The following is a 24,568-nucleotide window of genomic DNA, read 5'->3' as shown; positions in this document are numbered from 1 at the left end:
GACCGCAGCAACCGCATCGACCAGCACCCTCCCGCGCGAGCGCCCGGCTCGCTTCTCTTCGAACATCATTTCTCCCCGTTCCCGGCGCCGACGGTTCCTGCGCCTGCTCCCATCCTGAGCCGGCCACCGCGGCGGCGGCGGGGAGCCGGTCGATCTGTGGAGAGGCATCAGAGACTGCCGACTGTGGAGGAGACGATCGACAGGACGACCGGCGCGACGCCGAGCAGCATGAACGCCGGCAGCACGCAAATGCCCAGCGGCAGCATCAGCCGCACTGCGAGCGCAGCCGCGGCACGCTGGCCGCTCGTGCGCGCCTCTCTTCTCTCCTGCCGCGCGGCGCTTCGCAAGAGGTCGACCGCAGGGGCACCCGCCCTGTCCGCCAGGGCGAGGATGCGGCCGAGCTCCGCACTCGCTCCCCCGCGCAGACCGAAGCGAGCGAGCGACTCGTCGACGATCGCCGTCGCGCGGGAGACGGAGACCCCACCGGAGAGCGCCACCGCCGTGAGGTCGAGCCGGAGCCCGGGCGAGGCGCGCCGCGGCGTCGCGCGCGCCACCATCGACCGCGTCCACGCCCGGCCGCAGAGCATCAGCACCACGCCTGCCGCGAGCGCTCCCGCACCGAGAAGACTGCCGAACAGAGCGGCGACCACATCCACCCCCATCAGCATCCCGAGCGCGAGCCCGACGGCGGGCAACCAGGTCACGAGACGGGAGGTCGCCACGGGCCCGGTGAGCGCCACATCGACGTCCCGTTCGGTCTCGGCTCCCGCGCGCAAGGCCGTCGCCAACTCTCTGAGTGTGGGCGCGAGAGGCGTGCCGCACGCGTCGGCGACGATCCAGGCAGCGGCGAGCGAACGCCAGGCGTCGTTGACTGCACCGCGACCCGCGACGGATCGGTCCAGAGCTTCCGCGGGCCTCTCGCCTCTCGCGCCGCCCGCCGCGATCGCCGCGATCACCGGATGCGAGCTGAACTCTCCGAGGTACGCCCACGCCGACTCCGGGGCGACGCCTGCTTCGAGCAGCGTCGCAAGCCGCTCCACCGCCCCCGCGGCCTCGTCTCCCGCTTCACCAGCCGGGCGCGATCTGCCGATCCTGACCTTCGTCGCCACGGGCACTCACCTCCAGCCGGCCGTCGTCGCGAAGGGCGAGACGGCCGAACCCGGCGATGCGCCGCATCCCGTCGACCCTCTCCAGATGCACGACCAACCCGATCGCGCTGACCGCCTGTCTCGCGAGCGCGTGATCACCGAGCCCGGCCAGTGCCCCCAGCGCTTCCAGCCGGGCGGCGACATCGGCGAGCGAATTCGCGTGCAGCGTGCCGGCGCCGCCGTCGTGGCCGGTGTTCAGCGCTGCGAGCAGGTCTTGCACTTCGGCGCCGCGACACTCGCCGAGGATGAGCCTGTCGGGACGCATCCGCAGCGCCTCGCGCACTAGGCGGCGCAGGTCGACTCCTCCCGCGCCTTCCAGGTTCGGTTGCCGGCTCTCGAGGCCGACCACGTGCGGGTGCCGGATGCGCAACTCCGCGACGTCTTCGATGACGACGAGCCTCTCGCTCGGCGGCGCGTACGAGAGCAGCGCGGCGAGCAGCGTGGTCTTTCCCGATCCCCCCGCCCCCGTGATGAGCAGATTGGTGCGACTCGCGATCGCGCGTTCGAGCACACCCTGCTGCGATGGCGAGACCGATCCTGCCGCCACCAGATCGGAGAGAAGCGGCTGCGTAGGGCTCGGGATGCGGATGGAGAGAAGCGTTCCGACCGTCGACACCGGCGGTAGAACGGCGTGTACGCGCACTCCCCCTTCGAGGCGCACATCCATGAACGGTGTCGATTCGTCGATGTGCCGGCCGCCGCGGGCGATCAGGCGGACGGCCAGTTCGCGGGTCGCCTGCTCGTCGGCTCGCCAGCCTTCGAGTCGGCGGAGCCCGCGCGAGTCGCCGTCCGCCCAGAGTTCGCCCGCACCGTTCACGAACAGGTCTGTAACTCCTCCGCGCAGCAGGTAGGGCGCAAGCGGCCCGAACGTCTGCCACGGCGTCGGCGGAGGAAGAGGAGGCTGTATCGAAGGTAGGACCGTCGTCATCCCTCGACGCTAGAAGCCGAACGGCACTGAGAGCGGGCGAGCGGACGATCGGTGGAGAACGCGACCTCGGCCGAGCCCTGTGGAGAAACGCGACCCGAGCAGACCGGGCCGTTAAAAAGAGGGGGGCCGCACCTATTGGGGGGAACAGGTGCGGCCACTGCGGCGCATGATTGGGGGGAATCGGTTGCGCCGCACGCCAGAATTAATATTCGGCCGGGGTTTAGTTTACGCGGAATCGATGCAAACGCAAGTCTCTTCGAACCTGCTCCCGTCAGGTTGTAGAGTCAGGCATTGTCGCGCCACGACTAGAAACCAGCATCGCAAAGGAGCGAACAGACTCCCCATGAGCAACACCATCGACAATCTGCTGCACGAAACCCGCCGCTTCGCGCCGAGCCCGGAGTTCGCGGCGAACGCCGTGGCCACCGCCGACCTCTATGAGAAGGCCGCGGCCGACCGTCTCGGCTTCTGGGCCGACCAGGCGCGCGAGCTGCACTGGCACAAGCCATTCACCCGCACCCTCGACTGGACGAACCCGCCGTTCGCGAAATGGTTCGACGACGGCGAGCTGAACGTTGCGTACAACTGCCTCGACAGGCACGTCATCGCCGGCAACGGCGACCGCGTCGCCATCCACTGGGAGGGTGAGCCCGGCGACTCCCGCACCATCACGTACGCGGAGCTCACCGCGGAGGTCAAGAAGGCGGCCAACCTGCTGACCAGCCTCGGCATCCGGGCCGGCGACCGCGTGGCCATCTACCTGCCGATGATTCCGGAGGCCGTCATCGCGATGCTCGCCGTCGCGCGGCTCGGTGCGGTGCACTCCGTCGTGTTCGGCGGTTTCAGCGCCGAGAGCCTGCGGTCGCGCATCGACGACGCCGAGGCGAAGCTCGTCATCACCGCCGACGGCGGCTGGCGCAAGGGCAAGGTCTTCCCGCTCAAGAACGCGGTGGACGCCGCACTCGCGAACGGGCAGACGACCGTCGAGCACGTGCTCGTCGTGAAGCGCGGCGAGAACGACGTGGAGTGGACGGAGGGCCGCGACCTCTGGTGGCACGACGAGATCGCCCAGGTCGACGCCGAGCACGTGGCCAAGGCCTTCGACGCGGAGCAGCCGCTGTTCATCCTCTACACGAGCGGCACGACCGGCAAGCCGAAGGGCATCCTGCACACCTCGGGCGGCTACCTCACCCAGACGGCGTTCACGCACAAGAACGTGTTCGACCTGCATCCCGAGACCGACGTGTACTGGTGCACCGCCGACGTCGGCTGGATCACCGGCCACAGCTATGTGGTCTACGGTCCGCTCGCCAACGGCGCGACGCAGGTTCTCTACGAGGGCACTCCGGAGACGCCGCACGCCGGCCGCTGGTGGGAGCTCATCGAGAAGTACAAGGTGTCGATCTTCTACACGGCGCCAACGGCCATCCGGTCGTTCATGAAGCTCGGGCGTCAGATCCCGAACGACTTCGACCTCTCGAGCCTCCGCGTGCTCGGGTCGGTGGGCGAGCCCATCAACCCCGAGGCGTGGATCTGGTACCGCGAGGTCATCGGCGGCAACAAGACGCCCATCGTCGACACCTGGTGGCAGACCGAGACGGGCGCCATCATGATCTCCGCCCTGCCGGGCACGACCACCCTCAAGCCGGGATCGGCGCAGGTCGCCCTCCCCGGCGTCTCGATCGACATCCTCGACGAGACGGGTGAGCCCGTCGGTCGCGACCAGGGCGGCCTCCTCGTCGCCACGGAGCCGTGGCCGTCGATGCTGCGCGGCATCTGGGGCGACCCCGAGCGGTTCAAGCAGACGTACTGGGAGAAGTTCGGCGACAAGTACTTCGCCGGCGACGGCGCGCGCTACGACAAAGAGGGCGACATCTGGCTGATGGGCCGAGTCGACGACGTCATGAACGTCTCGGGACACCGCCTGTCGACCGCCGAGATCGAGTCGGCCCTGGTCGCGCATCCCTTGACCGCCGAGGCGGCCGTGGTGGGCGCTGCCGACGAGACCACCGGCCAAGCCGTCGTGGCTTTCGTCATCATCAAACAGAATCAGCTGGCACTGGCCGAGACGACGGATGTCGCAGCCGAGCTGCGCAGGCACGTCACCGAGCAGATCGGCGCCATCGCTCGACCGCGCGAGATCTTCGTGGTGACCGAGCTGCCGAAGACCCGCTCGGGCAAGATCATGCGGCGTCTGCTCAAGGATGTGGCGGAGGGTCGCGAGGTCGGCGACACGACGACACTGGCCGACACCGCTGTGATGAGCTCGATCCAGAGCAAGCTCTCCTAGCCGGGAGCGCGCGACCGACAGCGAAGGGCGGCGGGTTCCTCACGGAATCCGCCGCCCTTTCGCTTGCGCGAGACGGTGTCAGTCGAAGGCGAGGATCAGCTCCACCTCGACGGGCGAGTCGAGCGGCAGCACGCTGACGCCGACGGCCGACCGGGCGTGAACGCCAGCGTCGCCGAAGATCTCGCCCAGCACCTCGGAGGCGCCGTTGATGACGCCGGGCTGGCCCGTGAACGACGGGTCGGAGGCGACGAAGCCGACGACCTTGACGATGCGGGTCACCCGGTCGAGCGATCCGAGCACGCCCTTCGCCGCAGCGAGCGCGTTGAGCGCGCTGGTGCGGGCGTAGGCCTTGGCGTCCTCCGCCGGAACGAGCCCCGGCCCGTCTCCGACCTTGCCGGTCGCGGGAAGTGCTCCTGCCACCATCGGCAGCTGACCGGACGTGAACACGCGACCACCGTCGATCACGGCGGGAACGTAGGCCGCGAGCGGCGGCACGATCTCGGGGAGCTGGATGCCGAGCTCGGCCAGGCGAGCATCGAAGTCGCCCATCAGGCACCCGCCTCGTCGGCGACCGGACGCTTCAGGTAGGCGACGAGGCCGCCCTCGGGGCCGGTCACGACCTGGACGAGCTCCCACCCTTCCGAGCCCCAGTTGTTGAGGATCGCGGCAGTGTTGTGGACGATCAGCGGGGTCGTGAGGTACTCCCAGCGCGGCATGATGCTCCTTGCATTCGGGGGGTTTGTCAGGTTTATCACCTACCCTGATCTTATGTCTGCCCAAAAACCCCAGGCTAGAGTCGTGCTCGGCGCGCTCGGCGCGTTCATCGGAATGAGCGCCGTCGCCGGCCTCCTGGTCACGGCCGCCGTCACCCCCGCCATCGCGGTGACAGGCATGGCCGCCAACGACAGCATCGGCGTCTTCGAAGGTCTTCCCGAATACCTTTCGATCGATCAGCTCGCTCAGCCCACGACCATCTACGCCAAGCAGGGCGACCAAGATCGCGCCCTCGCCACGTTCTACTCGCAGAACCGCCTTCCGGTCGGTTTCGACCAGATCTCGCAGGCGGCGAAGGATGCCGCCATCGCCGGTGAAGATCCACGGTTCTACAGCCATGGCGGAGTCGACATCCAGGGAACCATCCGTGGTGTGCTCTCGACGGTCGTCGGCCATGACGTGCAGGGCGGCTCCTCGATCACTCAGCAGTACGTGAAGAACGTGCTGCTGCAGAAGTGCGAGGCCAAGCCCGTCAAGACCAAGGAGGAGAAGGCCGCGTACCAGAAGTGCGTCGACGACTCCACCGGCGTCTCCCCCGACCGCAAGGTCAAAGAGATGAAGTACGCGATCGGCCTGGAGAAGAAGTACTCGAAAGATGTCATCCTCGAGGGCTACCTGAACATCGCCGGCTTCGGCGGTTCGGTCTACGGCATCGAAGCGGCCGCGCGCTACTACTTCAACGTCACCTCGGCGCAGCTGACGCCGGCGCAGGCGGCCAGCCTCGTCGCTATCGTGAACGAGCCGACGACGCTGAAACTCGACAACCCGGACAGCACCACCAACGGCGCGGCGAACGGCTACGCGGCGAACAAAGACCGCCGCGACTACATCCTCACCAAGATGTACCAGTACAAGAAGCTGACGAAGGCGCAGTACGACGAGGCCGTGAAGAGCCCGATCACGCCGTCGATCACGCCATCGGTGCGCGGCTGCCAGACGGCGGGCGGCTCGGCGTACTACTGCGACTACGTGCAGAAGATCATCCTGAACGACCCGTCGTTCGGTAAGGATGCCGACACTCGCGCGTCGAACTTCCTCCGCGGCGGCTACAAGATCTACACGACTCTCGACCTCGATCTGCAGACCACCGCAGAGGCGACGCTCAACAGCTACGTGCCAAAGACCTACGACCAGGCCAACCTCGGCGGCGCGCTCGTCGGCGTGCAGCCGGGCACCGGTCGCGTGCTCTACATGGCGCAGAACAAGGACTACTCGCAAGACCCGGATGTGATCGCGTCGGGCGCCAACTACTCGTCGGTGAACTTCAACACCGACCAGGCCTACGGCGGCTCGTCCGGTTTCCAGGTCGGATCGACGTACAAGGTGTTCACCCTGGCCGACTGGCTGGAGAACGGGCACTCGCTCAACGAGACCGTGAACGCCAACGTGCGCACCTATCCCTCGGGAACCTTCAAGGCGAGCTGCATCGACGGCGGGGTCTACGGCCCGACGCCGCCGCGCTGGCCAACGAACGACTCCGGCGGCGAGGAAGGCCAGCGGAGCGCGTTGCAGGCAACCGCTCAGTCGATTAACACGGCGTTCGTGTCGATGGCCTCGCAGCTCGACCTGTGCGATATCCGCAAGAACGCCGAGGCTTTCGGCGTTCACACGGCGACCGGCGCCCCGCTCGACACCAACCCGGCCAGCGTTCTCGGCACCAACACCATCGCCCCGCTGACAATGGCGACGGCCTTCGCCGGCATCGCGAACAACGGCCAGGTGTGCACCCCGATCGCCATCGACAAGATCGTCAACGCGAAGGGCGAATCCGTTCCCGCGCCGACGTCGACGTGCACCCAGGCCGTCGACCCGCAGATCGCCGCCACCATGTCGTACGCGCTCAAGCGGGTGACGATGGGCGGCGGAACGGCCTCCGGCGTGAACCAGACCGGCAAGGACATGCTGGCGAAGACCGGTACGACCGACAACAACGAGCAGCTCTGGCTCGTCGCCGCGACGACGAAGGTCGCCGGGGCGTACTGGGTCGGCAACATCGACGGCCACGCCAACATGCGCCGCATCTACCCGACCCACGGGACCACGCCGGCACTGGCCAGAACCGCGGTCATGCGTGAGGTGATGAACACCGCGGTCGGCAAGTACGGCGGCGACGACTTCGCGAGCCCGACGCAGAAGCTGCTGCAGGGTGTGCAGGTGGCCGTCCCCGACCTGACGGGCAAGTCTCCCGCCGACGCCCAGAACATCCTGAAGGGCCTCGGTCTCGAGTACGCCGACGGCGGCCAGCAGGACAGCACGCAGCCTGCGGGCACGGTCTCGGCGAGCGACCCGGGCGCCGGTGCGAACGTCGGCAAGGGCACGGTCGTCACGGTGTACACCAGCAACGCTTCCCTGGTCGCGCTGCCGAACGTCGTCGGGCAGAAGCTCGCGGACGCGCAGAAGGCGCTGGCCGGGTTCAAGGTCACGGTCAAGGGCGGCAAGCCCGACAGCATCGTCGAGGCCATGGATCCCGGCGCCGGCACAGCGGTGAAACAGGGCTCCGAGGTCAAGCTGACGCTCAAGGCCGACGCACCGTCGGGCGGCTAGCCGTGGCGCGACGGTCCGGTTTCGGCGCGGCGGTCACGGCCTTGGCTGTGACCGCCGCCGCCGGCGTCACCGCATTGGCGTGGGGTTCCCTCGTCGAGCGCAAGCTCTACACGCTTCGCCGTGTGTCGGCTCCCGTGCTCCCTCCGGGCTCGCAGCCCCTGCGGGTGCTGCACCTCTCCGACCTGCACATGGCGCCGTGGCAGCGGGACAAGCAGGACTGGGTGCGCTCGTTGGCCGCGCTGAAACCCGACCTCATCGTCGACACCGGAGACAACCTCGGCCACGCGGCAGGCCAGGAGGGCATCGAGCGCGCGTTCGAGCCGTTGCGCGGCATCCCCGGCGTGTTCGTGCACGGCTCGAACGACTACTACGGCCCGCAGGCGAAGAACCCGCTCAAGTACTTCGCGGGGCCGTCGAAGAAGAACGCGTCGACCGCTCCCCGTCTCGATAACGCAGCCCTGACCGCGTACTTCGACAGCCTCGGTTGGGTGAACCTCAACAACGCCGCGGGATCCATCGACGTCAAAGGCACGCATCTCGAGTTCTTCGGGGTGAACGATCCGCACATCGGGTTCGACCGCGTCGAGGCGATTCCCGGTGCGCTCGACGAGTTGCGCGAGAACGACCCGTACTCCGAAGATGCGACCTGGCCTGAGGATGCGCCCCGCGACGAGCGCCGCACCGTCACGATCGGCGTCACCCACTCGCCGTACCGTCGGGTGCTCGACGCCTTCGTGACCTATGGGGCCGCGATGATCTTCGCGGGGCACACCCACGGCGGCCAGGTCTGCGTTCCGGGGTTCGGGGCGCTGGTGACCAACTGCGACATCCCGCGCAAGCAGGTCAAGGGCCTCAGCATCTGGCGTCACGCGTTCCGCTCGGCTTTTCTCAACGTGTCGGCGGGGCTCGGAACATCGATCTACGCCCCGGTGCGCTTCGCCTGCCGCCCGGAGGCCACCCTGGTCACGCTGACCCCCTCGGCCTGACCTCCGCCGCGAGAGTAGTGGTCACCCACCCCCTCGCGGAACGTGTATTCTTATTGAGGCCTTGGGCCATCGGGGTGTGGCGCAGCTTGGTAGCGCGCTTCGTTCGGGACGAAGAGGTCGCAGGTTCAAATCCTGTCACCCCGACCACCAGAGAAACAGCAGTGCAAGGCGAGACCCCCTCTCATCGAGAGGGGGTCTCGCCGTTTGTGGACGCGGGTGCGGATGCCCGGCCCGCCTGGGGTGTCAGCTCCAGAAGTCGCCGAGCTGCCCTGCCAACGCGTTGCCCTGGGCGCGCCCTGCCCTTGCAGCGGCCGGCCGCGCCGACAGATTCATCATGTTGTCGCCGAACACGGTGAGCGCAGCGGCATCGGGGAAGATCGTCACCACTTCGCTGCCGCCCGCTCGGAGAGCGTCGACCTGTGTCGCGAGGTGTGTGCCCCACTCCGCCGGCGTTCGCGATCGGCCGCCGAACGGCGACAGCACCAACACCTTCGCGTATCCGGCGGCCAGATCCGCGTTGTCGGCGTTCGTGCGATAGCCGCCGTCGATGTACCGGCCGTCGCGGATGCCGTAGGCGAAGGTGCCGGCGCAACTGGCAGCCACGGCGTCGACGAGGTCGACCCCGCTGCGGTTGTCGAACACGACGGGCTCGCCGCTGTGCGCGTCGACCGCCGTGATGGCGACCGTTTGCCGCGGCCACTGCTGCGCCGGCAGCCGTGAGGCGACCGTCTCGCGCCAGCGGGACTGCACTGAGGCATCCGTCGTCCCGTCGAGTTCGAGCGCCGCAGCGCCCATCCTGCGGCGCATGTCCACCACCCCGTCGGCGGCGGCGATGATGCGGTTCGTTCGTTCCAGGTGGTTCGGCACCGGTTCGGTGCGGGGGCGCCCGCCGCCGGTTCCGCCGCCGCCCGGTCGCCGGGGAAGCACGGCAAGCGCCGCGTCGAGGATGTCGGCGAGCAGCAGCGCCGGGCTCGCGCCGGTGAGCTGGGCCGCGGCCGTCGATCCGGCCGAGGTGCCGACCGTCAGATCGGCGTCGGTCACATCCAGCCCCGACTCGAACAGACCGGCGACGACGCCGATCAGCCAAGCGTTGCCGAGTGACCCACCGCCGCCGAGCACCAAGGCTCGGCCGGAGGCTGCCGTCGAGTCGGCAGAGGGACGTGCAGAAGTCGTTGTGTTCATGGGAGTCGCCTTTCGCGAATTGCCTGGCGGGCGCTCCCCGGTGACGACTGGGTCAGTCGTCGATCGTCGACTGCGAGGGAGCACCCATCTCGGATACTGCGTTCACGGGTCTCACCTCCTGCCGTCGGATCACGATCTTCGAAATGATGGCATGCCGAGAGGGCGGTTCGCAACCAGCCGAGCTCGGGCGGCGATCAGGCCGCCTTCTGGCACTCGGGGCAGAGGCCCCAGAACGTGACCTCGGCGGTGTCGACGGTGAAGCCCCCGGTGCTGGACGGTTCGAGGCACGGCGCCTCGCCGACGACGCAGTCCACGTCGCCGATGGCTCCGCAGTTCGAGCACACCACGTGGTGGTGGTTGTCGCCGAGGCGCCGTTCGTAGCGCGTGTTCGAGCCCTCGGGCTCGATGCGGCGCAGCAGCCCGGCTCTCGTGAGGTCACTCAGCATGTTGTAGACGGACTGGATGGATGTTCCCGGCAGCTCCGGCGCGATCGCCGCGAAGACGGCCTCCGCGTCGCTGTGGGGCGCGGATTCCAGCACATTCAGCACAGCGACCCGTCCGGCCGTCACGCGAAGACCGGCGGCGCGGATCTCGCTCTCGTGCTGATTTGGCATATCACGATACTAAGCCATATTGTGAATCACTCAAAAGAAGCACCCAGCACCTCGTGCACGATCTCGAGCGAATGGATTCGCCCCTCGACGGTCGCCGCACCCGAGGCGATCATCAGCTCGTCGACCTTCGTGGAGGCGAGCAGGGCTTCGAGCCTGGCCTTCACCTCGTCGGGCGTTCCGACCGCTTGACGGGCGTTGCGCGCGGCGATGAACTCTTCCTCCATCGGCGAGAACTCGTAGGCCAGCGCCTCCTCGACGCTCACCGGCTGCGGCTTGGCGCCCTGGCGCATCCGCAGGAACGAGAGCTGGCCCGGCAACGACAGGGCGCGCACTCGCTCGGGGTCTTCATCGGCGACGACGTTGACAGCGATCATCGAGTGCGGCTCGCTCAGCGTGTCGCTCGGCTCGAAACGGCTGCGATACAGGTCGAGGGCGGCCTCCGTGTTGTCGCCCGCGAAGTGGTGTGCGAAGGCGAAGGGGATGCCGAGAGCCGCGGCCACCTGTGCGCTGTAGCCGCTCGACCCGAGCAGCCAGATCTGCGGAGCGTCGCCGAGGCCTGGGACGGCGGTGATGCTGTGGTAGGGGTTGGCGTCGCTCAGACCGCCGTAGAAGAAGCCGAACAGGTCGAGGAGCTGTTGCGGAAAGTCTTCGACCCCGAGCCCCTCGGCGCTGCGACGCAGCGCCATGGCGGTGGCCCCGTCGGTTCCGGGCGCCCGCCCGATGCCGAGGTCGATGCGGTCCCCGTAGAGCGCGCGGAGCGTGCCGAACTGCTCGGCGACGACGAGCGGTGCGTGGTTCGGAAGCATCACACCGCCACTGCCCACGCGGATGCGCTTGGTCGCCGCCGCGATGCCCGCGATCAGAACGGCCGGCGCACTGGACGCGATGGCGGGCATCCCGTGGTGCTCCGCCACCCAGAACCGCTCGTAGCCCAACTCCTCCGCGGCTTGCGCCAGTCGGATGGATCCGGCGACGGCGTCGGCGTTCGTGCCGCCGTGCGGACGATTCGCCAGGTCGAGGACGTTCAGGGGGATGCGGGACTCGGTAGACACATGAAGGCCAACCGCTGCAGCCGCCGGAAGATTCCGCCGCACGCCATCAGACCCCGCACGTCACAACGACCCCCAGGGGTTCGAAAGGGGGCCGTTGTGACGAGTGGTGCTGTGGACGCGGTGTTCCGCGCTCAGGGTGCGACTCGGCGGCGGCGGGCCGCCAGCAGCGCGAGAACGATCAGCCCGAGCACGACGAGCGCTCCGCCGATCCAAGCGATGTAGGCCGCGATGGTCGAGCCGGTCGAGGCGATCGTGCTTCCGCCGGAAGCAGGCGTGTCGTTGCTCTTCGTCGCCGCGCCGTCTGCGGGGAGCACCGTGACCGTGGCACCGGAGGCGGCCTTGCTGGTCTCGCCGATGCCGGTGATCTTGTATGCCCCGCTCGCATCCTTCGGAACGGTCACCCGGAGCACCGCGCTGCCATCGCTGGCCGCGGCCTTGGTGGTGTGCGCCGAACTGGTGCGGTAGGAGGCGAGGTTCGCGTCTGCGCCGTTCTCGCCGGAGACCGTGTATGCGACCAGCTCTGAGGGCTGGAACGTTCCGGCGTCACAGGTCAGGGTCGCCGTGGCACCCGCGCTGACGGTGGTCGGAGCGATGCTGCACGAACTGCCCTTGGTGTAGGGCTCGGCGGTGGCGGCGGCTGGTATCGCCAGGGCGATGGCGACACCGACGATCAGTGCTGCGAGGGCTTTCTTGGCCATTCGGGTTGCCTTCCAACAGCCCGGGCGCGTGCACCGGGAGGTCTAATGTGATTAATGCTCACTTTACTGTCGTGGTGCAATCCAGGGCAATGATCGACGCGCCGAACGACGCCCCCAGATCGGGGGTCGCTCCGGCCAGGGTCGGGGTGACGGCGACAGACATCCCGGGCGCATCCTGGTTCATGTCGAGAAGGTCGACGGAGACCGTCTTGCTCTGCCCGGGTGCGAGCTCGACCGTGAAGAGGCTCACGGGACGGCCGCGATCCGTGCCCGAGACCGTCGTGTAGTCGGCTCCGTCGCTCGCCGTGCGGGCCAGCAGGCCGCCTTCGGCGCCGTAGACCGCGACGCGGGTGCGGATGCTGCCCGGCGGCACCCCGTAGCTGCCCGCTCCCGTGACGTAGGCGGGAAGCGACGTCGCTGCATCCGAGGGCGCCGTGTTGGTGAGCGTGACAGTCACACGGCTGCTCGGCTTGCCGTCCGACCGGCAGATCGCCGTGCCCGCCTCCACCTGGGTCTTGAGGTAGTAGTCCATCTTCGACCCGGTGGCGTCGTTGAAGTAGACGCCGAGAGCCGCGGTCTCGGAGGTCGATTCGGGCAGTACGCCCGAGAGCGATGTCGAGGCGAGCACCTTCTGCTCGTCGGTATGAGCACTCCAGATGAGCAGTCGCCGCTCGTCGCCGGCGTGGGCGAGCGCCTTGACGAGCGCGGAGCCGTCGGCGGCGCCCGAGGCCACCTTCGTGAACACGGCTTCGGCGGCGGAGGCGAAGAAGGCGTCCTGCTGCTCGGGTTCGGCCCAGCGGAAGTACACGTCGCTGAGCAGAGTCTTCACCGTGTTCTGACCCGTCAGAGTCTCACCGGTCGACACCGACACCGGGCCCGTCGCGCCCAGGAGATACGACAGCGCGACCGGGTCGATCGTCAGCACTCCGTCGATGGTGCCCCCGAACTTCGCCTTCCACATCGCGGAGGCGGTGGAGGCGGCGAGCGGAAAGTCGGGCGTGAGATTCACATCCTGGATGAAGCGGGCGAGCAACGGGCCGTAGAGACCTTGCGTGCTGGCCGGGATCGCGGCCACGGGTGTGGGCGAGGGCTGGATGCTCGTACCCGACGCCTGCGCGGTGAGCGCGAGTCTGCCATGGTCGGCCGTGATCAGGGCGAGCGCCCCGACGAGGCCTCCCGTCGACCGCAGTTCGGCCGGGTTCTGAACGAGCAACAGGTAGGTGCGCGGGCCGTCTGAGCCGAGCATCGTGGGAAGGAGTCGCGCGCTGTTGCCGAGGGCATCCACGCCCGGGGTGGCGGAGACGAGCATCGTCTTGAGCCGCCCGACCGCGGTGCGCACGGGCCCGATCACGGCCGAGTCGTCGATGGCGGCGACGGATGCGGAGGCGTGATGGAACGCCTGCTGCGCCCGCACCACGGTCGGTTTGGCCTCGGTGATGGGCGCGATGTCGATCGCTCCGTCGGCCGGTTTCATCCGGGCCGGATCGACCAGCTCCGCCACGGCGACCAGCGGCTTGATCACCTGCGACGCGAGCGTCTCCGATGCGGAGGCGGCCGTGCGCACTGCCGTGAGATTGGCGCCGGCGCCGGGCACGAACTCCATCGCGCGCCAGATGGGGTCGCCCGTCAGGTCGGCCGCCGTGTGCGCGCGATCGCCGAGTTGCCTCGCCGCCGCCCCCGCCGCGTCGAGGTCTCCGGAGGTGATCGACGACTGCACCGTCTTCGCGTACGGCAGCGCACCCTCCAGCGCGCTCTTCGCGAGAAGGCCCCGGATGCCCACCCAGGCCAGCGCGAAAATCACGATGACGAGAATCCCGGCGACGCTCCAGCCGACGATTCTGCGCCTGCGGCGCGACCGCTCGCGACTCTGAGCTGCCGCTGACGGGACAGCGGCAAAAGGGGGTTCGGGGGGCGCCATACCCCTAATGTAACAATTCCTCACTTTTTAGGGGAGGAATCCTCACCCCCGAAACCGGGGGTGCCTCGCGAACCGGCCGGCGCGTCAGCGACCGAGCCCGGCATACTGCCAGCCGGCAGCCCGCCAAGCCGCGGGATCGAGGCTGTTGCGGCCGTCGACAATGCGGCGCCCGGCGACGATCGCGGCGGTGTCGACCGGGTCGAGGGCGACGAACTCCGGCCACTCCGTGACGAGCACGACCGCGTCGGCGTCACGGAGCGCCTCCTCAGCAGACGACACGTACGTCAGGTGCGGAGCGCGAAGGCGAGCGCTCTCGATCGCCTGCGGATCGGTCGCGACCACGTGCGCGCCCTCCTCGGTCAGGCGCAGGGCGACATCGATCGCCGGCGAGTCGCGCACGTCGTCGGAATGCGGCTTGAAGGCGAGGCCGAGCATCGCGACACGTTTGCCTGTCACGTCTCCACCGAGCGCGTCGGAGACGAGCTCGACGACGCGCGCGCGACGGCGCAGGTTGATCTTGTCCATCTCGTCGAGAAAGGCGATCGCCTCGCCCTTGCCGAGTTCCCGAGCCCGGGCGCTGAACGCCCTGATGTCTTTCGGCAGGCATCCCCCGCCGAATCCGACGCCCGCGTTCAGGAACCGCCGGCCGATGCGGTTGTCGTGGCCGATGGCATCCGCCAGTTTCGTGACGTCGGCTCCCGTGGCCTCGGCGATCTCGGCCATCGCGTTGATGAACGAGATCTTGGTGGCCAGAAACGCGTTCGCCGACACTTTGACGAGCTCGGCCGTCGCGTAGTCCGCGACGATCACCGGAGTGCCGGCGGCGACCGTGGCGGCGTACACCTCGTCGAGGATGCGCGCCGCCCTCTCCCCCGCCGCCCCGTCGGGCACCCCGTACACCAGGCGATCGGGCCGGATGGTGTCTTGCACCGCGAAACCCTCCCGCAGGAACTCCGGGTTCCAGGCCAACGTCACGTCGGGCGCAGAGGCCGCGATCTGCTCGGCGAGACGAGCGGCCGTGCCCACCGGAACCGTGCTCTTGCCGACGATCAGATCGCCGGGCTTCACGTGCGCGATGAGGGAGGAGAACGCGGCGTCGACGAAGGTCATGTCAGCGGCGTCGCTCCCGGCGGTCTGCGGCGTGCCGACGGCCACGAAATGCACCTCAGCCTCCGACACCGCGGACACATCCGTCGTGAAACGGAGACGCCCTGAGGCGATCGACGAGGCGAGGATCTCGGGGAGGCCGGGCTCGAAGAAGGTGGGAAGCCCCGCATCCAGCCGCGCGATCTTGACCGCGTCGACGTCGATGCCGACCACCTGATGGCCGAGCTCCGCCATCGCCGCAGCGTGCACGACGCCGAGATAGCCGCATCCGATCACGGAAATTCTCATGGACTTACTCCCAGCTGCCGCCGAGCGGCACGAAAGATCAGGTGAAGTCTGCGTCAGGCTCGGTGACGTATGCGGCGGGATCGAGAGGCCAGTGCCGGCGGCCGTTGTTCAGGACGCCCTGGCTCTCCTGCAAATAGCACGCGCCGCAGAGCGACTCGTAGCTCACCGAAGCACCGTCGATCGCGACCTGGTCTCCGTCGAACACGAAGACTCCGTCGATCTTGCGCGCGTTGAAGATCGCTTTGCGGCCGCACCGGCAGATGGTCTTCAGCTCTTCGAGGCTGTGAGCGACCTCGAGCAGGCGACGGCTGCCGGGAAAGGCCACCGTCTGAAAGTCGGTGCGGATGCCGTAGGCGAGCACCGGCACGTTCTCCAGAATGGCGATGCGCAGCAGGTCGTCGACCTGTGCCTCGGTGAGGAACTGCGCCTCATCGACGAGCAGGCAGCTCACGTCGACGTCGAACCGCTTGATCGTGCGCTCACGGTGCTGCTGGAACTTGCCGTACGCGTCGGTCTCCGGCGCGATCAGAAAGTCGACCTCGCGGGTCACGCCGAGCCGCGACAGGATGCCCATGTCGCCCTTGGTGTCGATCGACGGTTTCGCGAGCAGAACGCGGTGCCCGCGCTCCTCGTAGTTGTAGGCCGCCTGAAGCATCGCGGTGCTCTTGCCGCTGTTCATCGCGCCATAGCGGAAATACAGTTTTGCCACGCACCGATCCTACGGGGTGGGGACTGGATGTCGGATCAGCGCCGGGTCAGGTGAGGTAGCCGTCTTCTGCGGCCCGGCGAATGAGGTCGGACCGCGAGCTCGTCGGCCGCCCGACCTTGCCGTATTTCTCCCGCACGCGGCGCAGGTAGGTCTTCGCCGTCTCGTATTGCACGTTCATCTCGCGCGCGACCTCCGACGTCGTGCGGCCGTCGGCGTAGAGCGTCAGCGCGTGCCGCTCGCCGTCGCTCAGATGAGGCTTCGACATCTCGGGGATGCCCGGCCGGGGTCGCCACGTCTCGACGACCGGCTGGGTGGCGGCCGCCGTCTCGCCGGCGCCTCGCCCCATCGCAGCGAGCGCCGCATCCAGCACCTCGATCATGGGCTGCGTCTTCGTCAGGTAGGCGACCGCGCCGGCGGCGAGCGCCGCCTCCCTGTCTTCCTGGGTGTCGACGGCGCTCAGCACGAGCACCTTCGCGCCGGCGGCCCGGCAGGTGCGCACGCGCGCGCCGATCGAGATCGACTCGCGCAATTGGAGGTCCATGATCACCAGATCGGTGGGGAAGGCCTCGCTGTGCACGAGCTCCAGCCAGGTGCTGGCGCGGACGACCAGGTCGAACTCCGGGGCGTGCTTCTCGATCCAGCTGGCGAGGCTGTCGAGCAGCAGCTCGTGGTCGTCGAGCAGCGCCAGGCGGATGGGGGCGGGCTTGGGGGCGGCGGATGCGGTGTCGGTGCTCATCGGTTCTCCCCCTCAGGGTACGAGAAACGAACGGTCAGCTGGTCACCGACCTGGCGCATTCCGGCATTCATGCCGACGGAACGCAGAGCGCTGACGAACGGGATGAGCTCGCCGCGCACGGCTCGGCGGCCATCGGTCGAGCGGCACCGGAGCTCGAACGCCGGCGCCGAAGGGGTGGTCGCCGCGATGCTGACGGATGCTGGGTCGAGCCCGGGAAGCTTCGCCACCGTCGCGATGATCGCGCCGACCACAGCCCGCTGCTCGGCGGTGAAGCCACGCTCCAAACGGTCAGGGTCGTCGACCCGATCGACCCCGCGCAACGCACCCGTCTCCTCCCCCCGAGCGGACAACGCCTGCGCGAGCGTCTCACCGAGCCAGGTGCGGTTCACCGCCGCGACCGAGACGCTCCTGAGCGTTGCCGCCAGCTCACGCGCCGTCGCCGTGTCTTCGGGCGTCACCTCCCCGCGCTGAACGAGGTCGGCGAGAAACGGCACGATCTGCTCGTTGAGCGTGGTGATCCGTTCCTGGTTCACGATGCGTTTCGCTGTGTCCCTCAGCTCCGGTTCGAGCCTCTCCTGGCCGGCTCGGGCGACCTCCCGCCAGGCGAGCGTCTCCCCCGTCATCGTCCAGGCATATCCGCAGCCACCGCAGGCGAGAGCCATGATCGGCGTGGCTGCGACGGTGAAGTAGACGACCGGGTTGGTGGCGATGGTCAGGAACGAGGCTTCGAACGCCGCCGTGGTACCGAGGATGACGGCGGCGACCGAGGCGACGGCGAGCACCTCCCCGATAGGGCGGTACAGTGCCATCGCGGTGAGGAACACGGCGACGACGATCTGCCCCCAGTCGTCTTGCACCCGTTGGTTCGCGCCCCACACCGAAGCGGAGAAGAGGCTCGCTGCCACCACGCAGGTGCCGACGATCGAGAGATGGCTCCACAGCCCGACGGGCGGGCGACCCGGATGCGCGCGCAGCGGGAACACGACGGCCGCGACCACGACCAGCCCGAACGCGACCCAGGACAGCACCGGATCGCGCGACTGGTCGAGGTGCGTCAGCGTCGAGTACAGCGCGTAGCCGACGGCGACCACGCTGAGCACCGGCACGAGCGCCCAAGCCGATTGCACGCCCAGCGGGTCGAGCCGCTGCGGGGTGCGCTCGACGGGAACGGACCGCAGCCGCACGATCGTCGCATCGTCGAGTGCCGTCATGAGGCGATCGCCTCCTCATCGCCGTGTCCGTCGCGGCCGTCCGTGCCGAGAGGCACGACCATCATCACCGTCGTTCCGATGTCTTGGCTCGAATAGACGGTCACGGTTCCGCCGACCCTCTCGATGCGGTCGTGCACCGACTGGCGCAGTCCCAGCCGGTCGGCCGCCGTCGAGGTCGGCGCGAATCCTCGCCCTCCGTCGACGACCATGACGGAGACGGCGCCCTCCGAAGCCGAGATCGTCACCTCAGCGGTCGCACTGCCGGAATGCCTGAGCACGTTCACCAGGCATTGGCGCGCCGCGAGCCCCACGGCCCGGCGCCGCTCCGGGTTCAGCAGGCACAGTGCGTTGCGGTCGCCTGAGAGGTCGACGGCGAGCCCTTCGTCGCGGGCGAGCTCGATCGCCTGGTGGAGTTCGCTGTCGAACCAGGCGTTCCCGGCGCCCGCAACGGGTGCGCCGTCGCCCGCGCGGTCACCGGGTTCGCCACCGGTGACGCTCGCAACGGACGGGTTCTCGGATGTGCCGCGCATGCTCGACGAACCGGAGACGTCGGCCTCCACATCCGGATCGCGGCCGATCGTGCGCAGATCGGCTTCGAGCATGGCGCTCAGTCTGGGCCGGATCGGGCCCGGCTCCGCGTTGGCGACGGCCAGCAGGTCGCTGAGCACCGTGTCGTGCAGTTCGGCGGTCGAATCGGCGATCAGGAGTCGGCGCAGTTCGATCAGCCGCGACTCACGCACCGACCGATGCAGCGCGGATTGCGGGCGACTCCGAGCGCCGCGGGTGAGGCCGTCGAAACTGAGCACACCGACGAGGAGCAGGTAGGCGCCGAGCGAGATGGCGTCGGTGCGGAACTCCCGCCCGGTGGCGACCGCGGCGAGGATGACCGCCGCTTCGGCCAGCGCGAAACCGGCGGTGGCCCACAGGATGCCGATGAGAGCTCCCGTGCCGGTGCCGCCCACGAGCGTCATGGCGACGACCGGCAGCGCAAGCACGAACAGGTTGGTGTCGCGGTAGCCGGGGTTCTCCTGCAGCAAGGTCACGGCGTAGAAGTAGGTGCAGACCGCGCCGACCAGGAGGTAGGCCACCGTGAGAACCACCGTGCGGCGTCTCGACAACAGCACCATGAGACCGATCATCGGAACGAGGATGAGCACGGTCAACCACGAAACAGGGTTGGGCTTTCCGACCTCCGACACCGCGACGTTGACGAGCGCGGCGCCCAGGCACGCGAGCGCTGCCCAGCGTGCCGCCGTCGCGATGGCGCGCGAATTGGCGGCACGAGAGAGGTGGCTGGGCAGGCCGAGTGACATTCTCAGGATTATGTCACCGATGGCTTTGCGCGTGTACCCCGACTTCAGGGGATGTACCCCGCCCTCAGAACAGCGTCGGCTGCACCCCCAGGGTCGTAACCCCGATCGCCTCTGAGTGAACCTCCTCGGCGATGACCCCGCCGGTCGCTTTGCGATCGGCTGCCCCGGCGAAGCGCCGCTCGCCCTCGGCGTTGCGCATCGTGCCGATCGCCGACGACCGCACGCCACCCGTGACCGGGTCTTCCGTTCCGCGTTCGAGGTTGTGTGCTCGGATGAGCGGCTTGATCTTGGCGGCGAGCCACTGACGGTAGCCCTTGGGCGCGTGGGCGCCGCCACCGTACATCTTGCGGTAGATCGGCACGAGCTGCGGATGCTCCCGCTCGAGCCACAGGTAGTACCACTCCTTCACTCCGGGCTTCAGATGCAGCGCGGTGTACAGCACCGAGGTCGCGCCCGCCTCGGCTGCCTGGCGGAGGGCCTCGTCGAGGTGGGCCCGGCTGTCTGTGAGATACGGGAGGATCGGCATGAGGAAGACGCCGCAGTCGAGCCCGTGCTCCCTGACGGCCGACACAGTCGCCAGGCGCGCCTTGGTCGTCGGTGTTCCCGGCTCGACGGACTGCTGAAGCTCGTCGTCGTACACCGCGATCGACATCGCGATGTCGACCGGAACGCGTCGGGACGCATCCGCCAGCCGGTCGAGATCGCGCCGCAGCAACGACCCTTTGGTGAGGATGCTGAAGGGCGTGCCCGAATCGGCGAGCACGTCGATGATGCCGGGCATCAGCGCGTATCGCCCCTCGGCCCGCTGGTAGGGATCGGTATTCGTGCCGAGCGCGACGGGATGGTGCGCCCAGCTCGGCTTCGACACCTCTTTGCGCAGCACCTCGGCGACGTTCACCTTGACGATGATCTCGTTGTCGAAGTCTTTGCCTCCGTCGAGGTCGAGGTAGGAGTGGGTGGGCCGCGCGAAACAGTAGACGCACGCGTGGGAGCAGCCGCGATACGGATTGATCGTCCAGCCGAACGGCATCGCACCCCCGCCGCCCGGAATCTTGTTCAGGGCGGACTTCGCCAGCACCTCGTGAAACGTGATGCCCGCGAATTCGGGGGTGCGCACCGATCGCACCAGATTGTTGAGACGAGCGAGGCCGGGCAGGGTGGAGGGCTCCTCCGTCGTGAGTTCCTGCCCGCTCCATCTCATGTCTTCATTCGAACATATGTTCGAATGAAGGTCAAGCGACGAGCCGGCCGTCGCGCATCTCCACGCGCTCTCCCGTCCAGTTCGAGCGGAGCCACCGGTCATGGCTGGCGACCACGACCGCGCCGGGATACCCACCGAGCGCCTCCTCCAGCTCGGTCGCGAGCGACAGCGAGAGATGGTTCGTCGGCTCGTCGAGCAGGAACACGTGCGGAGGCTTGGCCAGGATGAGCGCCAGAGCGAGGCGACGCTGCTGCCCGATCGACAGTCGGCCGACCGGCCGGTCGACGTCTCGCGGTGCGATCAGCCCGAGCCCGGTGAGAGGCACGGATTCAGCGCGCCGCTCGCCGAGCTGCTTCTCGTAGATGCTCCGGGGGCTGGCGGAAGGGTCGCCGAACCGCACATCCTGCTCCAGCAGCCCCACGCGCAGCCCCTTGCGCCGGGTGATCGTGCCGCCGTCGAGTCCGAGACCGCCCGCGAGAGCGGTGAGCAACGTCGACTTGCCCGCGCCGTTGTGACCCGTGATGAGGATGCGCGACTGCGGCTCCACCCGGAAGGCCGCGACATCCAGGCGGTCGCCGACCCGGGCATCCGTCACCTGCAGCAGCAGCCCCGTCTCCTCGCCGAGCGCGTGGGAGCCGGTGGGGATGCCCGCGAAGCTGAGGATGGCCGGGGGCTTGCGCACCTGACTCTCCTCGAGATCCTCGAGCCGGCCCGACGCGTTCTTGACGCGCCGGCTGATCTGACGGTCGAGGGCTCCTCCCTTGAACGACTTGGCGAACTTGTCGTTGTCGCGCACCTTGCCCGACCACGCGATTCCCCGCGCGGTCACGTCCACAGAGAACTTGAGGGCCTTGAGCTCGTCCTGCTCGTCGGCGAACTGCTTCTCCCAGCGCGCCCTCTCGTCGGCCTTCGCCGCGAGATAGGCACTGTAGCCGCCCCCGAAAACGGTCGTTCCCGATCGCGCAGGGTCGAGGTCGAGCAGACTCGTCGCGACCGCGTCGAGGAACGCACGATCGTGGCTGGCGAACGCCACCGGGCCGCGCCAGCCGACCAGCTGCCTCTCGAGAAAGGCGGCGGCCGAGTCGTCGAGGTGATTCGTCGGCTCGTCGAGCAGCAGCGCATCCGGCCGCTGCAGCAGAAGCGCCGCGAGGGCGAACCTGCTGCGCTGGCCACCGGAGACCTCCGACAGCCGGCGATCAAGCGGGATGTGACCGACTCCGAGACCGTCGAGCAGTTCGTCCCGGCGCGCTTCGACGCTCCAGATGTCTGCCCGCTCGGCTGCGTCGAGCGCGGCGGCGTATGCTGTTTCGGCCGCGGGATCTCCTGTGCCCAAGCTCGACGCGGTGTGTTCGAGGGCGCGCTCGATCGCGCGCACCTCGGCGATGGCATCCTCGATCAGCGAAGCGAGTGTCGCCGACGGGTCGGCGCGCACCTCCTGCCAGAGGATGCCCGTGCGCACGGGTCGGCTGAGCACGCCGGAGTCGGGCGTCTCCTCCCCCGCGAGGATGCGCAGGAGCGTCGACTTGCCCACGCCGTTCTCACCGATCAGCCCGAGGCGGGTGCCGGGAGCGATGGTGAGCGAGACGTCGGTGAGCACGCGGCGATCGCCGTAGCTGTGCGAGATGCCGTCTGCCTTGAGGTGGGCGGAGACGGATGCGGTGAATGGCTGAGAGGGTGCGTTGGTCAAGAGAACCGCCTTTCGAGTGCTCCGAAGAGCCGGTTCCCGCGCGGGCATGTCCGTCGACAGATAAGCACCGGAGCACCCGAACTGCTATGTCGACGGCGTCAACGAGTGCACTGAGCCTCGGACGCGGGACGAAAGGAGATTCCTACTTCATAGCGGAGACGACGATAGCAGCCGTCACCCGCCGAAGTCCAGACCTCAGACGGAGATCTTCAGGGTCTCAGCGGTCGACTCGATGACGCGTCTGGCCTCTTTCGGCCGATCGTTCAGCGTCGTGCCGATCGTGGGGACGAGCTTCTCGAGCGTCGGCAGCCACCCGTCGTAGCGGTCGGGGAAGCACCGCTTCAGCACGTCGAGCATGATCGGAACCGCCGTCGAGGCGCCCGGGGATGCGCCGAGCAGACCGGCGATGGTGCCGTCTTCCGACGCGATGACCTCGGTGCCGAACTGCAGCACTCCGCCCTTCTTCGCATCCTTCTTCATCACCTGCACCCGCTGACCGGCGGTGATGAGCTCCCAGTCCTCGCTCTTCGCGGTGGGCATGAACTCCTGCAGCGCCTTCACCTTCTTGGCGCGGTTGGCGAGCACCTCGCCGACCAGGTACTTGATCAGGTCGAAGTTGTCTTTGGCCACGGCGAGCATCGGGATGAGGTTCTTCGGCCGCACGGAGCCGGGAAGATCCCACCAGGTTCCGGTCTTCAAGAACTTCGGGCTGAATCCGGCGTACGGGCCGAACAGCAGCGAGGACTGTCCGTCGACCACGCGCGTGTCGAGGTGCGGAACCGACATCGGCGGTGCACCCACGGCGGCCTTGCCGTAGACCTTCGCCTGATGCTGCGCCACGATCTTCGGGTTGCTGGTGCGAAGGAACTGTCCCGAGATCGGGAAGCCGCCGAATCCGTCGATCTCCGGGATGCCCGACTTCTGCAGCAGGTGGAGCGCGCCACCGCCGGCGCCGACGAACACGAACCGTGCCGTCACCTCGTGGGGGGTGTGGCCCACCTGATAACGCACCTTGATGCGCCACAGGCCGTCTTTGGTGCGCTTGATGCCGCGCACCTTGTGGTTCAGCGCGATGACAGCGCCGCGCGACTCGAGGTTGTCGACGAGCGAACGGGTCAGCGACCCGAAGTCCACGTCGGTTCCGGCCGGCACGCGCGTCGCGGCGACGCGCTGCTTGGGGTTGCGCTTCTTGGTGAGCAGCGGAGTCCACTCGGCGAGCACGGCCGGGTCTTCGGTGTACTCCATGCCCTCGAACAACGGCTGGTCTTTGAGCGCTTCGTAGCGCTTGCGCAGGTAGCGCACGTTGTCGCGGCCGTGAACGAACGTCATGTGCGGAGCCGTGTTGATGAACGTCGACGGCTCGGGCAGATCGCCCGCCGCGACGAGGCTCGACCAGAACTGTCGGCTCAGCTGGAACTGCTCGTTGATGCTGATCGCCTTGGCAGGGTCGACGGTTCCGTCGGGCGCCTCCGGCATGTAGTTCAGCTCGCAGAGGGCGGCGTGACCGGTGCCGGCGTTGTTCCACGGATTCGAGCTCTCCTGGGCCACTTCGCCCAGGTTCTCGTAGAGGCGGATGGACCAGTCGGGCTGCACGCGCTGGATCAAAGCCCCGAGCGTGGCACTCATGATGCCGCCGCCGATCAGGACGACGTCGATGGGAGAATCACTCACCCGACAATCCTACGATGCGCGCGCTGTGCTTCTGACGGGTGTCGGGTTGCGGGCGCCGAACGGTCAGAGTGCGTTGGCCCCGGCGACGATCAGGGCGATGCCCGACACCACGAGACCGAGGGTGAGCACTCCGAATCCCGTCCAGATGAGCGCGATCACCTGGTTGGGCTTCTGCGGGTCGCGCCCGAGCACCGACAGGAAGAATCCGGCGGGGATCAGGATGGCCGATACCAGCACGCCGTCCGCGCCGAGGTGCGCCCATCCGGTGACGCCCGACGCGTCGAGGAGCAGAAGCACCACCAGCCCCAGGATGACGAGAACTCCCGCGTGCGCGTGCCCGGCTCGGAAGAAGGACTTCTGCAGCGCGTTCGCCTTCTGCTTGCCGGTGACGACCCGCAGCACGAACGTTCCGCCGTAGGCGATGGTGATGACGGCGAGGACGACGGCCCCGGCTGTGATGGCGCTCGACGGTTGCAGCATGGGACACCTTCCAATTGGATAGTAAGAGTAT

21 protein-coding genes and 1 tRNA gene are annotated in these 24,568 nt (G+C 68.3%); 4 read left to right on the top strand and 18 right to left on the bottom strand.

The window, feature by feature from the left end:
- Positions 1–167: 167 nt before the first annotated feature.
- Both ACFVWR_RS14730 and ACFVWR_RS14725 read right to left on the bottom strand, forming a co-directional pair.
- Positions 168–1,109 carry a type II secretion system F family protein gene (locus ACFVWR_RS14730; RefSeq protein WP_387213476.1) on the bottom strand — a complete coding sequence of 314 codons (942 nt, stop codon included), beginning with the start codon at positions 1,107–1,109 and terminating at the stop codon, positions 168–170.
- Entirely contained in the window at positions 1,066–2,076 is a 1,011-nt protein-coding gene (locus tag ACFVWR_RS14725) for a TadA family conjugal transfer-associated ATPase (RefSeq protein WP_387213473.1), read from the bottom strand. Before ACFVWR_RS14725 ends, ACFVWR_RS14730 begins: the two co-directional genes overlap by 44 nt.
- A 343-nt stretch (positions 2,077–2,419) precedes the next feature.
- On the opposite strand from ACFVWR_RS14725, the gene acs reads away from it, so the two are divergent.
- Positions 2,420–4,366, top strand: a complete 1,947-nt coding sequence (acs, locus tag ACFVWR_RS14720; RefSeq protein WP_387213470.1) for an acetate--CoA ligase — start codon at positions 2,420–2,422, stop codon at positions 4,364–4,366.
- 78 nt (positions 4,367–4,444) lie between these two features.
- Here the strand turns inward: acs and ACFVWR_RS14715 are convergent, their stop codons facing one another.
- Both ACFVWR_RS14715 and ACFVWR_RS14710 read right to left on the bottom strand, forming a co-directional pair.
- Entirely contained in the window at positions 4,445–4,915 is a 471-nt protein-coding gene (locus ACFVWR_RS14715; protein WP_387213467.1) for a RidA family protein, read from the bottom strand.
- Positions 4,915–5,082, bottom strand: coding sequence for a hypothetical protein (locus tag ACFVWR_RS14710; protein ID WP_387213464.1), 168 nt, complete (start codon positions 5,080–5,082; stop codon positions 4,915–4,917). Before ACFVWR_RS14710 ends, ACFVWR_RS14715 begins: the two co-directional genes overlap by 1 nt.
- Before the next feature lie 52 nt (positions 5,083–5,134).
- Here ACFVWR_RS14710 and ACFVWR_RS14705 point away from each other — a divergent pair, with 52 nt between their 5' ends.
- From ACFVWR_RS14705 to ACFVWR_RS14695, 3 genes are all read left to right on the top strand, one after another.
- Positions 5,135–7,684, top strand: a complete 2,550-nt coding sequence (locus tag ACFVWR_RS14705; RefSeq protein WP_387213461.1) for a transglycosylase domain-containing protein — start codon at positions 5,135–5,137, stop codon at positions 7,682–7,684.
- Between the two features lie 2 nt (positions 7,685–7,686).
- On the top strand, positions 7,687–8,670 hold the full coding sequence (locus tag ACFVWR_RS14700; protein WP_387213459.1) for a metallophosphoesterase: 984 nt from the start codon (positions 7,687–7,689) through the stop codon (positions 8,668–8,670).
- Between the two features lie 70 nt (positions 8,671–8,740).
- A tRNA-Pro gene (locus ACFVWR_RS14695) sits at positions 8,741–8,817 on the top strand.
- Between the two features lie 96 nt (positions 8,818–8,913).
- On the opposite strand, the gene ACFVWR_RS14690 is transcribed toward ACFVWR_RS14695, so the two are convergent.
- From ACFVWR_RS14690 to ACFVWR_RS14625, 14 genes are all read right to left on the bottom strand, one after another.
- Positions 8,914–9,852 (bottom strand): patatin-like phospholipase family protein, encoded by a 939-nt coding sequence (locus ACFVWR_RS14690; protein WP_387213456.1) that lies wholly within the window; start codon positions 9,850–9,852, stop codon positions 8,914–8,916.
- Positions 9,853–10,046: 194 nt separating this feature from the next.
- Complete coding sequence (locus tag ACFVWR_RS14685; RefSeq protein ID WP_387213453.1) at positions 10,047–10,466, bottom strand: Fur family transcriptional regulator; 420 nt, start codon at positions 10,464–10,466, stop codon at positions 10,047–10,049.
- A 26-nt stretch (positions 10,467–10,492) separates the two neighbouring features.
- Entirely contained in the window at positions 10,493–11,518 is a 1,026-nt protein-coding gene (locus ACFVWR_RS14680) for an LLM class flavin-dependent oxidoreductase (protein ID WP_387213450.1), read from the bottom strand.
- A 131-nt stretch (positions 11,519–11,649) separates the two neighbouring features.
- A complete protein-coding gene (locus ACFVWR_RS14675) occupies positions 11,650–12,216 on the bottom strand; it encodes a hypothetical protein (RefSeq protein ID WP_387213448.1) in 567 nt (188 codons plus the stop codon).
- A gap of 58 nt (positions 12,217–12,274) precedes the next feature.
- A complete protein-coding gene (locus tag ACFVWR_RS14670) occupies positions 12,275–14,017 on the bottom strand; it encodes a DUF4012 domain-containing protein (RefSeq protein ID WP_387213445.1) in 1,743 nt (580 codons plus the stop codon).
- Positions 14,018–14,218: 201 nt separating this feature from the next.
- Complete coding sequence (locus ACFVWR_RS14665) at positions 14,219–15,529, bottom strand: UDP-glucose dehydrogenase family protein (protein WP_387213442.1); 1,311 nt, start codon at positions 15,527–15,529, stop codon at positions 14,219–14,221.
- A 37-nt stretch (positions 15,530–15,566) separates the two neighbouring features.
- The gene (locus ACFVWR_RS14660; RefSeq protein WP_387213439.1) at positions 15,567–16,238 is read right to left on the bottom strand and encodes a thymidine kinase; all 672 of its coding nucleotides are present in this window, start codon (positions 16,236–16,238) and stop codon (positions 15,567–15,569) included.
- 46 nt (positions 16,239–16,284) lie between these two features.
- Entirely contained in the window at positions 16,285–16,974 is a 690-nt protein-coding gene (locus ACFVWR_RS14655; RefSeq protein ID WP_387213436.1) for a DNA-binding response regulator, read from the bottom strand.
- The gene (locus ACFVWR_RS14650; RefSeq protein WP_387213433.1) at positions 16,971–18,185 is read right to left on the bottom strand and encodes a hypothetical protein; all 1,215 of its coding nucleotides are present in this window, start codon (positions 18,183–18,185) and stop codon (positions 16,971–16,973) included. Before ACFVWR_RS14650 ends, ACFVWR_RS14655 begins: the two co-directional genes overlap by 4 nt.
- Positions 18,182–19,498, bottom strand: a complete 1,317-nt coding sequence (locus ACFVWR_RS14645) for a sensor histidine kinase (protein WP_387213430.1) — start codon at positions 19,496–19,498, stop codon at positions 18,182–18,184. The genes ACFVWR_RS14650 and ACFVWR_RS14645 overlap by 4 nt, the downstream gene beginning before the upstream one ends.
- Before the next feature lie 64 nt (positions 19,499–19,562).
- Positions 19,563–20,699, bottom strand: coding sequence for an Rv2578c family radical SAM protein (locus ACFVWR_RS14640; protein WP_387213427.1), 1,137 nt, complete (start codon positions 20,697–20,699; stop codon positions 19,563–19,565).
- 31 nt (positions 20,700–20,730) lie between these two features.
- Positions 20,731–22,386 (bottom strand): ABC-F family ATP-binding cassette domain-containing protein, encoded by a 1,656-nt coding sequence (locus tag ACFVWR_RS14635; protein ID WP_387213424.1) that lies wholly within the window; start codon positions 22,384–22,386, stop codon positions 20,731–20,733.
- A gap of 195 nt (positions 22,387–22,581) precedes the next feature.
- On the bottom strand, positions 22,582–24,057 hold the full coding sequence (locus ACFVWR_RS14630; protein ID WP_387213422.1) for a malate:quinone oxidoreductase: 1,476 nt from the start codon (positions 24,055–24,057) through the stop codon (positions 22,582–22,584).
- Positions 24,058–24,120: 63 nt separating this feature from the next.
- A complete protein-coding gene (locus ACFVWR_RS14625; RefSeq protein WP_387213419.1) occupies positions 24,121–24,537 on the bottom strand; it encodes a hypothetical protein in 417 nt (138 codons plus the stop codon).
- Between the last annotated feature and the right edge of the window lie 31 nt (positions 24,538–24,568).

Origin of the sequence: Leifsonia sp. NPDC058292, from assembly GCF_042880955.1 — a bacterium.
Taxonomy (GTDB): Bacteria; Actinomycetota; Actinomycetes; order Actinomycetales; family Microbacteriaceae; genus Leifsonia.
Note: the sequence above shows the minus strand (reverse complement) of the source record. Positions and strands in the feature narration are given on the sequence as shown.

Coding starts and splice junctions, on each gene's coding strand:
- ACFVWR_RS14725 (WP_387213473.1), bottom strand. CDS start 2,076: ATGACGACGGTCCTACCTTCGATACAGCCTCCTCTTCCTCCGCCGACG.
- acs (WP_387213470.1), top strand. CDS start 2,420: ATGAGCAACACCATCGACAATCTGCTGCACGAAACCCGCCGCTTCGCG.
- ACFVWR_RS14715 (WP_387213467.1), bottom strand. CDS start 4,915: ATGGGCGACTTCGATGCTCGCCTGGCCGAGCTCGGCATCCAGCTCCCC.
- ACFVWR_RS14710 (WP_387213464.1), bottom strand. CDS start 5,082: ATGCCGCGCTGGGAGTACCTCACGACCCCGCTGATCGTCCACAACACT.
- ACFVWR_RS14705 (WP_387213461.1), top strand. CDS start 5,135: ATGTCTGCCCAAAAACCCCAGGCTAGAGTCGTGCTCGGCGCGCTCGGC.
- ACFVWR_RS14690 (WP_387213456.1), bottom strand. CDS start 9,852: ATGAACACAACGACTTCTGCACGTCCCTCTGCCGACTCGACGGCAGCC.
- ACFVWR_RS14685 (WP_387213453.1), bottom strand. CDS start 10,466: ATGCCAAATCAGCACGAGAGCGAGATCCGCGCCGCCGGTCTTCGCGTG.
- ACFVWR_RS14675 (WP_387213448.1), bottom strand. CDS start 12,216: ATGGCCAAGAAAGCCCTCGCAGCACTGATCGTCGGTGTCGCCATCGCC.
- ACFVWR_RS14665 (WP_387213442.1), bottom strand. CDS start 15,529: ATGAGAATTTCCGTGATCGGATGCGGCTATCTCGGCGTCGTGCACGCT.
- ACFVWR_RS14655 (WP_387213436.1), bottom strand. CDS start 16,974: ATGAGCACCGACACCGCATCCGCCGCCCCCAAGCCCGCCCCCATCCGC.
- ACFVWR_RS14650 (WP_387213433.1), bottom strand. CDS start 18,185: ATGACGGCACTCGACGATGCGACGATCGTGCGGCTGCGGTCCGTTCCC.
- ACFVWR_RS14645 (WP_387213430.1), bottom strand. CDS start 19,498: ATGTCACTCGGCCTGCCCAGCCACCTCTCTCGTGCCGCCAATTCGCGC.
- ACFVWR_RS14640 (WP_387213427.1), bottom strand. CDS start 20,699: ATGAGATGGAGCGGGCAGGAACTCACGACGGAGGAGCCCTCCACCCTG.
- ACFVWR_RS14625 (WP_387213419.1), bottom strand. CDS start 24,537: ATGCTGCAACCGTCGAGCGCCATCACAGCCGGGGCCGTCGTCCTCGCC.